This window comes from Rhizobium sp. SEMIA4064 (assembly GCF_003025035.1).
GTDB lineage: Bacteria > Pseudomonadota > Alphaproteobacteria > Rhizobiales > Rhizobiaceae > Rhizobium > Rhizobium paranaense.
On the sequence record NZ_PYJN01000016.1, the window covers coordinates 415,718 to 430,486 of the forward strand.

Consider the following 14,769-nt stretch of genomic DNA (forward strand, 5'->3'; position numbering starts at 1 on the left):
GGCCTGATCTGCCAACAGCCCACGTCATCAGACTGTAGCATTGCCGGGTTACACGCGCTGAACCTGACAAATCGGTGACAAGACTCAGATGACGGAATTTGCCCCGGAGGCCGGTCTCCACAAGAATCGGAAACTCAAAGACGCTCTGCTGCAACACAAGGCTCTGTCGAAAGCCGGCTTTTCCGAGCGTCTGTTCGGCATGCTGTTTTCCGGCCTCGTCTATCCGCAGATCTGGGAAGATCCGGATATCGACATGGAGGCGATGGAGCTTCAGCCGCACCACCGCATCGTCACCATCGGCTCGGGCGGCTGCAACATGCTCGCCTATCTTTCGCAGAACCCGGCTTCCATCGATGTCGTCGACCTCAATCGTCACCACATCGCGCTGAACAAGCTCAAGCTCGCCGCCTTCCGGCTGCTGCCAGGCCATACCGATCTGGTGCGCTTCTTCGGCACGCCCAACGTCGGCGCCAACAGCCAGGCATACGACCAGTTCATCGCGCCGCGCCTGGATCCGGCGACCGCCGCTTACTGGGATGGCCGCGACATGTATGGTCGCCGCCGCGTGACCGTCTTCAATCGCAACATCTACAAGACCGGCCTGCTCGGCCGCTTCATTGGCGCCGCCCATGTGCTGGCCCGCCTGCACGGCGTCCGCCTCGCCAAGATGACGGAAGCACGCACGGTTCGCGAACAGCGGCAGTTTTTCGACGACGAGATTGCGCCGATCTTCGACAAGCCGATGGTGCGCTGGCTGCTCGGCCGCAAGAGCTCGCTTTTCGGCCTCGGCATTCCGCCGCAGCAATATGATGAGCTTGCAAGCCTCGCCGGTGACGATTCCATATCGGGCGTCCTGAAGCATCGCCTGGAAAAGCTGGCATGCCACTTCCCGATGCGCGAGAACTATTTCGCCTGGCAGGCCTTCGCGCGGCGTTATGCTGGCCCGCATCAGGGTCCGCTGCCAACCTATCTGCGCCCCGAGCACTACGCCGCCATTCGCGCCAATGCCGACCGCGTCGACGTGCATCATGCCAACTTCACCGAACTTCTGGCCTCCAAGCCCGCCGCTTCGCGTGACCGCTATATCCTGCTCGATGCGCAGGATTGGATGACCGACGAACAGCTCAACGACCTCTGGGCGGAAATCACCCGCACGGCTCGCGAAGGCGCTCGCGTTATTTTCCGCACCGCTGCAGAAAAGAGCATCATCGAAGGCCGCCTCTCCCCCGCCATTCGCGAGCAGTGGGTCTACTTTGAAGAGCGCTCGCACGAGCTTAACGTCCGTGACCGCTCGGCGATCTACGGCGGCTTCCACATCTACGGGAAAAAAGCGTGAGCCAGGCGGATACAGGTCTCCAGACAAGCTCGAAGAACCATGCCGGACTGATGGACGGCATGTACCGCTACCAGCGGCACATCTACGACCTGACCCGCAAATATTATCTCTTCGGCCGCGACCGCACCATCATGCACCTCAACGTGCCTTTTGGCGGCTCGCTTCTCGAAGTCGGCTGTGGCACTGGCCGCAACATGTTGCTGGCCCATCGCCGCTTTCCGTCGGCCAAGCTCTATGGCCTCGACATCTCCCAGGAGATGCTGATCTCGGCTCGCAATAATTTTCGGGGCTTGAAACAGGTGCCGGACTTCCGCGTCGCCGATGCCACCGCCTTCTCGGCTGCGGATTTCGGTGCCGACGGTTTCGACCGCGTGATGATTTCCTACGCGCTGTCGATGATCCCGGACTGGAAGAGCGCGATCGATGCCTCGCTGGATGCGGTCATTCCCGGCGGCGAACTGCACATCGTCGATTTTGGCCAGCAAGAGCGCCTGCCAGGTTGGTTCCGCACCATGCTGAAGGGCTGGCTGAAAAAGTTCCACGTCACGCCGCGAGCCGACCTCCGCACAGCGATGGAAGAGCGGGTTCAGGCGCGTGGCGCGAAGCTGGTATTCGAAGAAATCGGGCGGGGTTACGCCTGGAGAGCCGTCGTTATTAAGCCGGCCGCCTAGCCAAAAGAGCGGAATTCGACATGAAATCCGTTCATACGGCATTCCAAGTATAAGAATTTACTTGAAGATAACGCATTTTTTACGTTGATATGGTTAAAAAGTGGCAAGGCCGGCTGACAACAGCTTGGTCCTTTGCCTCTTTTGGGATTTTTGGGGACCACATATCACGGAAGCCAAGTCTTGGGGCAGCAAGATTACTCGCGCCATAACAGGATATCCATGCGCAGGCTTCTGTCATGCTTACTGCCGCTCGCCCTTTTTCTGAATAGCTGCACCATGGGTTATGACAGCTTTCAGACCGCATCGATACCGAAGACACGTTTCAAGGATACCAAGCCGCAGGATTTCGGCCGCGACCATCCGGAGCGCCATCCCATCCATGGCATCGACATCTCGAAATGGCAGGGCGATATCAACTGGCAGTCGGTGAAGGGCTCAGGCATTGCCTTCGTCTTCATCAAGGCGACCGAAGGCAAGGATAGGATCGATGACCGCTTCAACGAATATTGGCGGGAAGCCAATACGGCCGGCATTCCCTACGCGCCCTATCACTTCTACTATTTCTGCTCGACGGCGGACGACCAGGCCGACTGGTTCATTCACAATGTCCCGAAGAATGCGATGATGCTGCCGCCGGTGCTCGACGTCGAATGGAACGCCGAATCCAAGACCTGCCGCACACGGCCCGATCCGCAGACGGTGCGCACCGAGATCAAGCGCTTCATGGACCGTCTGGAAGCCTATTACGGCAAGCGCCCGATCATCTACACGTCGGTCGACTTCCACCGCGATAATCTTGCCGGTTATTTCAAGGACTATCACTTCTGGGTCCGCTCGGTCGCCAAGCATCCGATGGTGACCTATGCCGACCGCCCCTGGGCCTTTTGGCAATACACCTCGACGGGTCTGATCCCGGGCATCAAGGGTCCAACGGACATCAATGTTTTTGCCGGTTCCGAACAGAATTGGCACAACTGGGTGGCGGCAGTAGAGAAGGAAGGAAATTCTTGAGATTGCCTGAACTTCTCTCTTGCTTCTGTCACAATCTTCTGTGAAAGCGACCCTATTCTATCAAAAAAGAGGATCGCCTATGGACCCCTACACCATTCGACGTAGCGCACTCGCGTTGGTCTTCGCTTCAGCCATGGCAAGTGTGGCAATGGCGCAGAACGCGACTCCAGCCGCGGCGCCGAATGCAGGTGGAACCAGCGCTCCACAGGCACCTTGCGGCGGGGACCTCTCGTCCTTTCTAGCCGGCGTCAAGGCCGAGGCGATCGCCGCTGGCGCCGACGCTGCGGCCGCGGACAAGACGCTCGCCGGTGCTCAGATCGACCAAAAGGTCCTCTCCATGGACCGCGGTCAGGGCGTTTTCCGCCAGACCTTCCTCGAATTCTCGCAGCGCACCGTCAGCCAGGCCCGCCTCGACATTGGCCGCCAGAAGATCAAGCAATATGCGGACGTCTTCGCCAAGGCCGAGCAGGACTACGGCGTGCCGCCCGGCGTCATCACTGCCTATTGGGCAATGGAAACTGATTTCGGCGCCGTCCAGGGCAATTTCAACACCCGCAATGCGCTTGTGACGCTCTCGCACGACTGCCGGCGCCCCGAGTTTTTCCGCCCGCGCCTGATCTCATACATTGAGATGGTACAGCACGGTGATGCCGACCCAGATACAACGACAGGCGCTTGGGCTGGCGAAATTGGCCAGACGCAGATGCTGCCGCCCTCGATCATCTCTTACGGTGTCGATGGCGATGGCGACGGCCACGTCAATTTGAAGACAAGCGCACCAGATGTCATTCTCACGACGGCACGATACATCCAAAGCCTGGGCTTCCAGCGAGGCCAGCCCTGGCTGCAGGAGGTCACACTGCCGGATAATCTGCCCTGGGAGAAATCCGGCATTGGGGGCACGCTCACGGCCGCCGACTGGTTCCAGCTCGGCGTCAAGCCGCGCGACGGTAATACAAATTTCGGTTCGCTGCCGGCCGCTCTCATCCTGCCGCAGGGTCGTAAAGGCCCGGCTTTCCTGACCTATCCGAACTACAACGCCTATCTCCAATGGAACCAGTCGTTTATTTACACGACGTCCGCGGCGTATTTCGCCACCCGTTTTGCTGGCGCCCCGACCTATAACAAGGGCACGCCGGAAGCGGGCCTGAACGATGTCGATATGAAAGCGCTTCAGACCAAGCTCACGGCACGCGGCTACGATGTCGGCAAGATCGACGGCATTCTCGGCTCAGGCACGCGCGTCGCTGTCCAAAAGGAACAGTTCCGCCTCGGCCTTCCTGCCGACGGTTGGGCGACGCAATCATTGCTGAACGCGCTTTAAGCGCTACTTGCCTGCTATAAAAGGCGGCCGTTGGCCGCCTTTTTCGTCTGTTCTTCCGGGCATCCGATCAAGGCTCGGCAAGAAACGGGTGGAAAGCGCCTCTCCTTTCGCCAAGATAGATCCCAAATGGCGGAGGCGCACCCGGTGAACACTACCAATCGCATGAACGCACTCACCTGGAGCCTGCTGCTGTTGCTCGGGTTGATCTGGGGCGGCTCCTTTTTCTTTGCGCGCATCGCCGTGCACTATGTACCACCATTTACGCTGGTCTTCCTACGCCTATCGCTGGCGGCGATAGCGCTGCATGTCTACATCGCCGGTCGCTTCAGGATCTATGATGTGCTGCGAGCACATTGGCGGCAGTTCCTGTTGCTGGGTCTGATCAACAACGCCGTGCCGCACGCGCTGATCTTCATCGGCCAAACCCAGATGGGTGCCGGGCTCGCCTCCATTCTGAACGCAACAACTCCGATCTGGACCGTGTTGATCGGCAACCACTTCACCACCGACGAGCGGCTGACATCCGCCAAACTTGCCGGCTGTCTGACGGGCCTTGTCGGCACGATCGTGCTGCTTGGCCCAAGCGTGACAAGCGGCGCTGAAGTTCCGCTCTGGGCGCTGCTGTTGCCGATCCTTGCTGCAGTCTCCTATGGCTTCGCTGCAATCTATGCCAAACGGTTCAAAGGCATGGCGTCGCCCGTTATTGCAGCGGGTCAATTGACCTGCTCCGCGGCCCTCATACTGCCGGTCGCCCTTTTGCTTGATCAACCCTGGACCCTAGCAACGCCGCCTATCAGCGCCCTCGTCGCCATTCTCGGCATGGCGCTGGTGTCGACCGCCTTCGCCTATATCCTCTATTTCCGCATCATGGCACTCGCCGGCGCCACCAACGCCTCGCTGGTCACCCTGCTCGTGCCGCCGAGCGCCATCCTGCTCGGCTTTCTCTTCCTCGGTGAACGACTGGGATTTACGGAAATTGCCGGCATGCTGCTGATCGGCACAGGCCTGCTTATTTTGGACGGACGTCTCTACGCACGCATGCGACCGAGTGCGGGAACGAGCGGTCTATAGCGACCCGATTCATGGCTCGGTAGAAGACATCCGCCTTAACCTTATTCACAGCTAAATTAACGATGCATTAAATTTCGTGAACGGCGCATCGTTTCATTTTAATTATCAAAAACAATAGCTTGCAGCGAGATTGCGATTCGAAACCTGCACAACCTACCGCGTCGCAGCATCGAATTTGCTTTCCAAACGACACATTTTTGACATAGGCTCTAACGGTTGACTAAGGAGGAAGACATGGGATTGACGCGATCCATCAACGTCCTAGTGGTCAGTGCAGCATTCCTATTCGTTGTGACGATGCTTTTCATCTGACGACATAGCGAACAGTGCAGGAAACCGAACTCCTGAAAGCTAACAAAACACTTAGTCCATTTAAAAAGCGCATGTCGCGACCGACATGCGCTTTTTCATGCCCGCTTCCCAGATATCACCCGGCCAAATCCCGTCAGGCAGCGGCGCCGGCGCGCGCATCCGTCTTGCGCGGAATGCCCAATCGGTCGAGAACGGCGCTGACGAGCGGAGAGCGGTTCATCGTATAGAGATGAAACTCATGGATGCCGCGACGAACCAGGTCTTCGATCTGCTCCGCGGCGACATCTGCAGCGACATCGGCGCGTTTATCGGCATCCTCGTCGAGGCCGTCGAAACGTTCGTCCAACCAGGAAGGGATGAGGGTGCCGCAGGCGCCGGCAAACCGCTTCAACTGCGTCAGATTCTGGATCGGCATGATACCCGGGACGACCGGAATCTTGATGCCGGCAGCACGCACACGGTCATGATAGCGTTCAAAGGCGTCATTATCGAAGAAGAACTGGGTGAGCGCCCTGTTAGCGCCATTGTCCGCTTTGCGCTTCAGCATATCGATATCGGCTGCGGTATCGCGGCTCTCCGGATGTTTTTCCGGATAGGCGGAAACGGAAATATCGAAATCGCCACGCTCGCGCAAAGCCGACACCAGTTCGGCCGCATTGGCATAGCCGCCGGGATGCGGCTGGTAAGCGGCGCCGACGCCGCCCGGCGGATCACCGCGCAGCGCTACGAAACGGCGGACGCCGGTCGAGAGCAAATCGTCGATAACCCGGTGCGTATCCTCGCGCGTTGCGCCTACGCATGTCAGATGCGAAGCGGTCGTGAACGGCGTCTCGTGGATCATCCGGCGCACGGCAGACAATGTCGGAGCTTTGGTCGAACCGCCGGCGCCATAGGTGACCGAGACGAAATCCGGCTCCCACTCGCTCAGGTCGGCCACCGTATTCCAAAGTTGCGTCTCGGCTTCCTCCGATTTCGGCGGGAAGAATTCGAAGGAAATACGGATGCCACGCTGGCCGTTTTCAGTCTTTGAAGACATATCAAGCTCTCCCGGCGAGAATGGGGGAGGATTGACGATCCTGCCCGGCGGCGATCAGCAGCCGCGGGTCGCGCGCCAGCCAGATCGTGACCGTGAGCGCTTGACCGCCTTCCCTCCCCGAATGAAGGTCCAGCACCTGCTCGACATCAAGTCCCGCCAATTTCAACCATTCCGATATGGCCTGATGCGAGAAACCGAGTCTCAGATGCGCATGTTCGTCGCGTAGATATTCCAGCCCGTGCGGGGCGAGATCGATGATCACCAGCCTGCCGCCGGGCCTCAGCATTCGCGCCGCCTCGTTGATGGCAATCTCCGGCTGATCCAGAAAATGCAGTACCTGATGGATGGTGATCAGATCGAAATCCTGCGCTTCGAGCGGCAGGTTGAAAATGTCGCCATGCCGCACCGAAGCGGCAGTAATGTTCGATCGATCGAGATTGGCGCGCGCGACGGCCAGCATGTCGCGGCTCGCATCGATGCCGACCGCGCGGCGATAGTGACCCGCCAGCAATTGCAGCATCCGGCCCGTACCAGTGCCGAGATCCAGGAAAGAGTCGATCTGCTGCGGACCGATCAACTCCATCAAGGCCTTGTCGACATCCTCATCGGCCACATGCAGGCGGCGCAGTTCATCCCACTCCGCGGCATTGCGGCTGAAATAGGCCTGTGCCCGTTCCGCGCGGATACGCTTGACGGCAGAAAGCCGCTCGCCATCACGCAGCAACACCGGATCGCTTTCAGCCGCATGCCGGAGAAGCGTGCGCACGAGAACGACCGCCTTGCCCTCCTGCTTCAAGCGGAAATAGGCCCAGGCGCCCTCCTGATAGCGGTCGATGAGGCCGGCCTCGCCGAGCAACTTCAGGTGGCGCGAAATACGCGGCTGCGATTGGCCGAGAATTTCGGTAAGATCGGTGACGGTGAGATCGCCAGCAGCAAGAAGCGCCAGCAGACGCAACCGCGTCGGCTCGCCTGCCGCCTTCAGCACGTCCACCAGATCATCCAAACCGAATTTTACGAAATCCGTCATTCGACACCCAATCAAGATATAAAGATATCTTTATGTGATTTGGATGCGCTCCGCAAGACCCAATTGCGGATTAAGCGAACTCGACGTCGGAAATCTGTTAGTTTTTGTCGGCTAGGGAATATGTGCCTCCTGCCCTACGGCAAAGAAAAACCCCGGACATGCCGGGGTTTTCCATGACGGAAAGACAGCAAACTTATCGTGTCAGGCGCTTGTGCGCCTGGCTGCCCGGATTGAGAGCATCGGGGCCGAGGCGGCGGATCTTGTCCTGCTCGTAATCTTCGAAATTGCCTTCGAACCATTCGACATGGCCTTCGCCTTCAAAGGCCAGGATATGCGTGGCCAGACGGTCGAGGAACATGCGATCATGGCTGATGATGATGGCGCAGCCGGCGAAGTTTTCGAGCGCGCTTTCCAGCGCCCCCAGCGTTTCCGTATCGAGGTCGTTGGTCGGTTCGTCGAGCAGAAGCACGTTGCCGCCAGCCTTCAGCATCTTGGCCAGGTGAACGCGGTTGCGCTGACCGCCGGAGAGATTGCCGACCTTCTGCTGCTGGTCGCCGCCCTTGAAGTTGAAGGCGCCGCAATAGGCGCGCGAGTTCATGTCGAACTTGCCGAGCTTGATGATTTCGGCGCCGCCGGAGATTTCCTCCCATACGGTCTTGTTGCCGTCAAGCGCGTCGCGGCTCTGGTCGACATAGCTGAGATGCACCGTCTCGCCGATGCGGATCGAGCCGGAATCCGGCTTTTCCCGCCCGGTGATCATCTTGAACAGGGTGGTCTTGCCGGCGCCGTTCGGGCCGATGATGCCGACGATGCCGCCCGGCGGCAGCTTGATCGACAGATCGTTGACCAGCGTGCGGCCTTCGAAGCCCTTGGTGATGCCCTCCATCTCGATCACCACCTGGCCAAGACGCTCGCTGACCGGAATGATGATCTGCGCATCACCGGGACGCTGATTTTCAGCAGCATCGACCAGTTGTTCGTAAGCGTTGATACGCGCCTTGGACTTGGCCTGACGGGCCTTGGGGCTGGAGGCAATCCATTCCTGTTCGCGGCTGATCGCCTTCTGGCGGCCGGCTTCTTCGCGGGCTTCCTGCAGCATGCGCTTGGCCTTGGCCTGCAGATAGGCGGAGTAGTTGCCTTCGTAAGGAATGCCACGGCCGCGGTCGAGTTCGAGAATCCAGCCGGTAACATTGTCGAGGAAGTAGCGGTCGTGGGTGATCATCATCACGGCACCCGGATAGTCGCGCAGGTGCTTTTCCAGCCAGGCGATGGTCTCGGCGTCGAGATGGTTGGTCGGTTCGTCGAGCAGCAGCAGGTCCGGCTGCGAGAGAAGCAGGCGGCAAAGCGCGATACGGCGGCGCTCACCGCCGGAAAGGCTGGTGACTTCGGCATCGCGCGGCGGGCAGCACAATGCTTCCATCGCCATCTCGACCTGGCTTTCCAGATCCCAGAGATTCTGGCTGTCGATGATGTCCTGGAGCCTGGCGCCCTCGTCCGCCGTCTCGTCGGAATAGTTCATCATCAATTCGTTGTAGCGATTGAGGATTTCGGTTTTCTTGGCAACGCCTTCCATGACGTTTTCGAACACCGTCTTGTTGGGATCGAGCTGAGGCTCCTGCGCCAGGTAGCCGATGGTGGCGCCTTCGGCCAACCAGGCTTCGCCGGTATATTCCTTGTCGAGGCCGGCCATGATGCGCAGCACGGTCGACTTACCGGCACCGTTCGGGCCGAGAATACCGATCTTGGCGTCGGGATAAAAAGAGAGATGAATATTTTCGAGAATCTTCTTGGCGCCATAGGCCTTATTCAGACCGGCCATATGATAGATGAACTGACGTGCCATAGCTTGGGTTACTCCACGGGCGGATAACATTGCGAATTGTGCCGCTATGTAGGCGAAACCCCGCCCTCGGGCAACGGCGAAACCTTGTCCGAGGGCATTTATCCGCGTCGAGCCACTTGCTGGATGTCAGAAACCTGCCGCGTCCACCACGCCTTGATCGCAGCCGAACGATGTTCTGCCGGCGCTCTGGATCAGTTGCTCAAGCCGCGGCTCGCCGTCTGGCGATGGCTGGATGGCGTCTTCCGAGAGGCCGATCGTCAGTTCCGAGATCACGCGCACCTTGCCGACCTGGCGGCAGCTCATCTTCACACGATCGCTGGCACCCGCGCCAAAGCTCTTGTCGAAAGCCGCCTTGATGGCGTCTGCACTGAGCGTCTTGCCGATATTCTGCGCGAAAAGATCGCGCACGGCGGAAGCATTGAGTTCGTTGATTAGGCCCACCGCAGTCCCGAAATAATCATCGGCGCTGAGCTTGGTGCAACTGCCGTGCTTGATCCACTCATGCCGCTCCAGACCGGATTGCGTGCCGGGCATGACTTTATCCAGCGATGCCTTGGTTTCTGCCGAAAGTTGAACAGCCGGCAGGTCTTTCCAATCGCTGCTGCGATCGGACTGCTTCAGATCATCGGAAACATCGCAATATTCCTGCCGCATCGGCCAGAGACCGTGGAGCGAAAAGTTCTTGGCGTCGAAATTATTCGATGATTGATTTCGGCATTCTGCCTTCTTTTGGTTCGTCGCACAGAACGCAGGTTCCCAACTTGCCGCCAGAATAAATCGCGTCCGCCCATGGCTATTTTCCTCGGCCACGGCACTCGTCGCCATCACCACCGCCGTCAGAACAGCAACTGCAAACCCTTGAAGCCAAGGCCTCATTTCATACCTCCAAAACAGAACAATATGAGAACAAATAAGCAGTTTGATCGGCGGCACGCAACCCTGAATCGCAAAGCCACGAAGATTTATTTCTGTGAGCTTCACTCGCCGCGCATTGCAATCGTGGTAGCTATGACCTTTCGTCCGCATGGGGAGGAAACGCGCATCATGTTTGCCGAAAAGAGGCGTCTGAATAGTCCGACGAGTGCGACGCTCGCCTATCATCATGTGCCGGCCGAGGGCAGCGCGCGTGGCGTGCTTCTCATCAGCCACGGCCTTGCCGAACATTCCCGTCGCTATGAACGCTTCGCTGGAGCAATGGCGGCGCACCGCTTTCACGTCTACGCTCACGATCATCGCGGACACGGCGAGACAACGGCTGCCGACGCGCCACTCGGCCGCTTCGCAAGGCGCAACGGCGTCGATGCAGTCATTGCCGATGTGCTGGCGATGCGCGAGCTTGCCGCCGCCGCCCATCCCGGCCTGCCAGTCATCCTCTTCGGCCACTCCATGGGTGGGTTGATCAGCCTCAACGCGGCGGTGACGCATCCCGATAAATTCGACGCCGTCACCGTTTGGAACTCGAATTTCAATGCCGGGCTTGCCGGGCGCGCGGCCCAGGTCATCCTGAAGGCGGAACGCATGCTAAAAGGTTCCGATGTCCCTAGTGGACTGTTGCCGAAGTTGACCTTCGGCGCCTGGGGCCAATCTGTCGCCAATCGCCGTACCGAATTCGACTGGCTGTCACGTATTCCGGAAGAGGTGGATAAGTACATTGCCGACCCGCTCTGCGGCTTCGATGCCTCGGTCTCGCTATGGCTGGATATTTTCGAACTGACCTTCCGTGCACCGCAAAAGGACCACCTCGATCGGCTTCGGCGCGACATGCCGATCCATCTCATCGGCGGCGGGCATGACCCCGCGACGAACAATGGAAAGGCGATTTCATGGCTGTCAAACCATTTGAAAAGAGCCGGATTCTCGCATATCACCACGACTATCTATCAGGACATGCGGCATGAGACTCTGAACGAAATCGGCGCAGCCGCCGCCATTTCGGATTTTGCGAACTGGTGTCAACAGGTGACCGCAAAAGCCTGATTCCCATAGGAATGTTCGAATGAGTGCCACCGACAGTTCCCCTGCCCCGTTTGCATCAATCGGAGCTGACATTCGGCCTGTTGATGATGTTCCTGTCGGTCGTCCTGTCACCGATCATCGACATCTTCTCGAAGCTTGCCGCAATCACCATTCCGCCAGCGGAGGTCCCGCCGCTTTTATATTCTCTGGCGCGAGCGCGCTTTGATTCCAAGCCCGTATCCGATACATCTGAGAGCACTTTCGCGCTCTAGCCGCCTATCTGGACCGACATGACCGATCATAGGACCAAGAAACCGCCCCTTTCCGGCATTCGCGTCATCGAGCTGGCCCGCGTTCTCGCCGGCCCCTGGGCGGGGCAGATGCTGGCCGATCTCGGCGCCGACGTCATCAAGGTCGAGAACCCGGAGGGAGGCGACGATACGCGCCAATGGGGTCCGCCTTTCGTCGAGGGCAAGGATGGGGAAAACCTTTCGGCCGCCTATTATCACTCCGCCAACCGCGGCAAACGGTCTGTTGTCGCCGATCTCAAGACGGAAGAGGGCCAGGCCCTTGTTCGGCGGCTGGTCATGACCGCCGATGTGCTGATCGAGAATTTCAAGCTGGGCGGCCTGGTCAAATATGGGCTCGACTACGAGAGCCTGAGGAAGATCAATCCCAAACTGGTTTATTGTTCGATCACCGGCTTCGGCCAGACCGGTCCCTATGCCGGCCTCGCAGGTTATGACTATATCGTCCAGGGGATGTCTGGCTTCATGTCGATCACCGGCGAGCCGGATGGCCAGCCGATGAAAGCAGGGGTCGCGATCGCGGATATCTTCACCGGCATCTACGCCGTCTCTGCGATAGAAGCGGCCCTGATCCACGCGCTGAAGACCGGCGAAGGCCAGCTTGTCGATATGGCGTTGCTCGACGTGCAATCCGCCGTGCTCGCCAATCAAAACATGAACTATCTGATTTCGGGCAAGGCTCCCACACGCCTCGGAAACGCTCATCCCAATATCTCGCCCTATGAGGTCGTCCCAACAGCGGACGGCTACCTGATCCTTGCCGTCGGCAATGACGGACAGTTTCGCCGTCTCTGCGCAATTCTCGGCATCGCGGCACATGCGGACGATGAGCGCTATGCTACCAACAAAGCCCGCGTTGCCCATCGCCATGACGTCCGCGCTTTCATCTCGGCGAAAACGCTTTCCTGGAAAAAGGCGGACCTGCTGAAGGCCTGCGAGGACAATGCCGTGCCGGCCGGCGCCATCAACACGATCGAAGACATGTTTGCCGACCCGCAGATCCAGGCTCGAGGCCTACGGATCGATCTCGAGGATGCCGCCGGCACCGTCATTCCGAGCGTGCGGACACCGGTCGTCCTGTCGGAAACGCCGCTGACGTATACGCGGCCTAGCCCGCGTCTTGGGGAGCATCAGGAGGAGGTTCTCGCCGAATTGGCGGAACTGGAGGAAGGAAAGGCAAAACCATGAAGCGCACCGGCGGCCAGCTTATCGTCGAAGCCCTGAAGGCAAACGGCGTTCAGCGCATCTCCTGCGTTCCCGGCGAAAGCTTTCTTGCCGTGCTCGATGCGCTGCATGACAGCGATATCGACGTGCTCGTCTGCCGCCAGGAGGGTGGTGCGGCGATGATGGCGGATGCCTGGGGCCGGCTGACGGGTGAGCCCGGCATCTGCATGGTCACCCGCGGTCCGGGTGCGACCAATGCCTCGGCCGGCCTGCATATTGCCCGGCAGGATTCAATCCCGATGATCCTCTTCATCGGCCAGGTGCAGCGCGACGCCCGCGAACGCGAAGCCTTCCAGGAGGTGGAATTCCGCCGCGCCTTCACCGAATTCGCCAAATGGGTCGGCGAGATCGACGATGCCGCCCGCATTCCGGAATTCGTCACCCGCGCCTTCACCGTGGCCACATCAGGCCGGCCCGGCCCAGTCGTGCTGACCCTGCCCGAAGACATGCTGCGCGATGAGGTGGAAGCTCCGCATGCCAAGCGCTACATGCCGGTGGCGGCCCATCCGAGCCGCAGCCAGATCGACGATCTCTATCTTCGTCTGATCGCCGCCGAACGACCAATGGTCATCCTCGGCGGCACACGCTGGGATGAGGATGCGGTCGCTGACATCAGACACTTCGCCGAAAGCTTCAAGCTCCCGGTCGGCTGCTCTTTCCGCCGGCAGATGCTGTTCGATCATCTGCACCCGAATTACGCCGGCGATGTCGGTATTGGCATCAATCCAGCATTGGCAAAAGAGGTCAAGGAAGCCGATCTGCTGATCCTGCTCGGCGGCCGCTTCTCGGAAATGCCGTCCTCCGGCTATACGCTGATGGACATCCCCTACCCGCAACAACAGCTCGTCCACATCCATCCCGATCCGTCCGAACTCGGCCGCGTCTATCGCCCCGATCTGGCAATCTGCGCCAGCCCCGCCGATTTCGTGGCGGCACTCGCCGATCTCGAAGCACCGGCAGAACCGCGTTGGGCCGAGCGGACGGCGCGCATGCATGCCGCTTATCTCGCCTGGTCGACGACGCCGGAGAAGAGCCCGGGCGCCCTGCATATGGGCCGGATCATGGACTGGATCGAGGCCAATACAGCACCTGATACGATCTTCACCAATGGTGCCGGCAATTATGCCACCTGGCTACATCGCTTCCATCGTTTTCGCCGCTTCAACACCCAGGCCGGCCCTGCCTCGGGTTCGATGGGCTATGGCTTGCCGGCGGCGGTTGCCGCCAAGCAGCTCTTTCCGGAGCGCGAGGTGATCTGCTTTGCCGGCGACGGTTGTTTCATGATGCACGGACAGGAATTCGCGACCGCCGTGCAATATCGCCTACCCTTGATCGCACTGGTCATCAACAACGGCATGTACGGCACTATCCGCATGCATCAGGAGCGAGAATATCCCGGCCGCGTCAGTGCAACGACGCTCAGCAATCCGGATTTCGCCGCCTTTGCCCGTGCCTATGGCGGCCATGGCGAGACGGTAAAGACGACGGAAGAATTCGGCCCTGCCTTTGAACGCGCACGCGCCAGCGGCAAGCCGGCGATCATCGAAATTGTGCTCGATCCCGAGGCGATTACGCCGTCCCGTACCTTGACCGAGATTTCGCAAACAAAAAGCCGGTGAGCCCTGAAGCATATTGGCCCTTCTCAAACTG

Annotated in this window: 12 protein-coding genes and 1 pseudogene; 9 read left to right on the plus strand and 4 right to left on the minus strand. The window is 59.4% G+C overall.

What is annotated here, in order from left to right:
* Positions 1 to 88: 88 nt before the first annotated feature.
* From C9E91_RS12005 to C9E91_RS12025, 5 genes are all read left to right on the plus strand, one after another.
* Positions 89 to 1,336, plus strand: a complete 1,248-nt coding sequence (locus tag C9E91_RS12005; RefSeq protein ID WP_107108486.1) for a BtaA family protein — start codon at positions 89 to 91, stop codon at positions 1,334 to 1,336.
* A complete protein-coding gene (locus C9E91_RS12010) occupies positions 1,333 to 2,007 on the plus strand; it encodes a class I SAM-dependent methyltransferase (protein WP_107108487.1) in 675 nt (224 codons plus the stop codon). The genes C9E91_RS12005 and C9E91_RS12010 overlap by 4 nt, the downstream gene beginning before the upstream one ends.
* Before the next feature lie 219 nt (positions 2,008 to 2,226).
* Positions 2,227 to 3,018, plus strand: a complete 792-nt coding sequence (locus C9E91_RS12015; RefSeq protein ID WP_107108488.1) for a glycoside hydrolase family 25 protein — start codon at positions 2,227 to 2,229, stop codon at positions 3,016 to 3,018.
* A 79-nt stretch (positions 3,019 to 3,097) separates the two neighbouring features.
* The gene (locus C9E91_RS12020) at positions 3,098 to 4,342 is read left to right on the plus strand and encodes a lytic murein transglycosylase (RefSeq protein ID WP_107108489.1); all 1,245 of its coding nucleotides are present in this window, start codon (positions 3,098 to 3,100) and stop codon (positions 4,340 to 4,342) included.
* A 126-nt stretch (positions 4,343 to 4,468) separates the two neighbouring features.
* Positions 4,469 to 5,413, plus strand: coding sequence for a DMT family transporter (locus C9E91_RS12025; protein WP_107108490.1), 945 nt, complete (start codon positions 4,469 to 4,471; stop codon positions 5,411 to 5,413).
* 445 nt (positions 5,414 to 5,858) lie between these two features.
* On the opposite strand, the gene metF is transcribed toward C9E91_RS12025, so the two are convergent.
* The 4 genes from metF to C9E91_RS12045 all read right to left on the minus strand — a co-directional run bounded on the left by metF (position 5,859) and on the right by C9E91_RS12045 (position 10,507).
* Complete coding sequence (gene metF, locus C9E91_RS12030; RefSeq protein WP_107108491.1) at positions 5,859 to 6,761, minus strand: methylenetetrahydrofolate reductase [NAD(P)H]; 903 nt, start codon at positions 6,759 to 6,761, stop codon at positions 5,859 to 5,861.
* Position 6,762: 1 nt separating this feature from the next.
* Complete coding sequence (locus C9E91_RS12035) at positions 6,763 to 7,788, minus strand: ArsR/SmtB family transcription factor (RefSeq protein ID WP_107108492.1); 1,026 nt, start codon at positions 7,786 to 7,788, stop codon at positions 6,763 to 6,765.
* A gap of 193 nt (positions 7,789 to 7,981) precedes the next feature.
* Complete coding sequence (gene ettA / locus C9E91_RS12040; RefSeq protein ID WP_107108493.1) at positions 7,982 to 9,631, minus strand: energy-dependent translational throttle protein EttA; 1,650 nt, start codon at positions 9,629 to 9,631, stop codon at positions 7,982 to 7,984.
* A 126-nt stretch (positions 9,632 to 9,757) separates the two neighbouring features.
* Entirely contained in the window at positions 9,758 to 10,507 is a 750-nt protein-coding gene (locus tag C9E91_RS12045; RefSeq protein ID WP_107108494.1) for a ribonuclease T2 family protein, read from the minus strand.
* A 168-nt stretch (positions 10,508 to 10,675) separates the two neighbouring features.
* Here C9E91_RS12045 and C9E91_RS12050 point away from each other — a divergent pair, with 168 nt between their 5' ends.
* The 4 genes and pseudogenes from C9E91_RS12050 (at position 10,676) to C9E91_RS12060 (ending at position 14,738) form a co-directional block, all read left to right on the plus strand.
* A complete protein-coding gene (locus C9E91_RS12050; protein ID WP_107108495.1) occupies positions 10,676 to 11,608 on the plus strand; it encodes an alpha/beta fold hydrolase in 933 nt (310 codons plus the stop codon).
* 19 nt (positions 11,609 to 11,627) lie between these two features.
* Positions 11,628 to 11,775: pseudogene (locus C9E91_RS20115) on the plus strand (EamA/RhaT family transporter); the annotation flags it as partial.
* Between the two features lie 102 nt (positions 11,776 to 11,877).
* Entirely contained in the window at positions 11,878 to 13,083 is a 1,206-nt protein-coding gene (gene caiB / locus C9E91_RS12055; RefSeq protein WP_107108496.1) for a succinate--glutarate CoA-transferase, read from the plus strand.
* A complete protein-coding gene (locus C9E91_RS12060) occupies positions 13,080 to 14,738 on the plus strand; it encodes a thiamine pyrophosphate-binding protein (protein WP_107108497.1) in 1,659 nt (552 codons plus the stop codon). Before caiB ends, C9E91_RS12060 begins: the two co-directional genes overlap by 4 nt.
* Positions 14,739 to 14,769: the final 31 nt, after the last annotated feature.

Excerpts from the sequence above, each read along its gene's own strand:
- C9E91_RS12005 (WP_107108486.1), top strand. The coding sequence starts at position 89 with ATGACGGAATTTGCCCCGGAGGCCGGTCTCCACAAGAATCGGAAACTC.
- C9E91_RS12015 (WP_107108488.1), top strand. The coding sequence starts at position 2,227 with ATGCGCAGGCTTCTGTCATGCTTACTGCCGCTCGCCCTTTTTCTGAAT.
- C9E91_RS12020 (WP_107108489.1), top strand. The coding sequence starts at position 3,098 with ATGGACCCCTACACCATTCGACGTAGCGCACTCGCGTTGGTCTTCGCT.
- C9E91_RS12025 (WP_107108490.1), top strand. The coding sequence starts at position 4,469 with ATGGCGGAGGCGCACCCGGTGAACACTACCAATCGCATGAACGCACTC.
- metF (WP_107108491.1), bottom strand. The coding sequence starts at position 6,761 with ATGTCTTCAAAGACTGAAAACGGCCAGCGTGGCATCCGTATTTCCTTC.
- C9E91_RS12035 (WP_107108492.1), bottom strand. The coding sequence starts at position 7,788 with ATGACGGATTTCGTAAAATTCGGTTTGGATGATCTGGTGGACGTGCTG.
- ettA (WP_107108493.1), bottom strand. The coding sequence starts at position 9,631 with ATGGCACGTCAGTTCATCTATCATATGGCCGGTCTGAATAAGGCCTAT.
- C9E91_RS12045 (WP_107108494.1), bottom strand. The coding sequence starts at position 10,507 with ATGAGGCCTTGGCTTCAAGGGTTTGCAGTTGCTGTTCTGACGGCGGTG.
- C9E91_RS12050 (WP_107108495.1), top strand. The coding sequence starts at position 10,676 with ATGTTTGCCGAAAAGAGGCGTCTGAATAGTCCGACGAGTGCGACGCTC.
- caiB (WP_107108496.1), top strand. The coding sequence starts at position 11,878 with ATGACCGATCATAGGACCAAGAAACCGCCCCTTTCCGGCATTCGCGTC.
- C9E91_RS12060 (WP_107108497.1), top strand. The coding sequence starts at position 13,080 with ATGAAGCGCACCGGCGGCCAGCTTATCGTCGAAGCCCTGAAGGCAAAC.